The following is a 511-nucleotide window of genomic DNA, read 5'->3' on the forward strand; positions in this document are numbered from 1 at the left end:
TCCTTCCCTTATCTTTTGGCGCATTTTGGTAACCTATTTACAGTTTGGTTCATTCAGCCGGTTTTTAACCCTGCTTATGTATCGAATGTAGCAGTATTTCTTGCTAGATATTGTCTTATGCATGATAATACGTTATATTGATAATAGTTAGATAACCTAATTATATGAAAAGAGTGAACTTATGTCGTCAAAGCAAAGTAAGCGGGGCACCGTCCAGCAGTCTCTTCCACGTCTGGGACCAGAACCTTATCTGGAGCTAATGGATCAAACTGCCCTTGCAGAAACGGATCGGCAACTTGCCCGTATTGGTCTCTTCTTGTTATGGACCGGTGATAATACGCTCGACGCAATAGATTTGGATCTAGCTGCTTACGGCCTGACAGAGAGTAAGCTGGATTTATTGTTGCTGTTGACACTGCACCAATCTCAGGCCCAGATGAGCCCTTCAATAATTGCCGACCGTCTGGGAATTCGTCGTGCATCTGTGACATCTCTCCTGGATTGGACATCT

1 pseudogene is annotated in these 511 nt (G+C 43.8%); it reads left to right on the top strand.

The features are described 5' to 3' along the window. Positions 1-181: 181 nt before the first annotated feature. Positions 182-511: pseudogene (locus tag AC5V8P_RS26065) on the top strand (MarR family transcriptional regulator); the annotation flags it as partial.

Source organism: Paenibacillus sp. N119s (assembly GCF_059447605.1).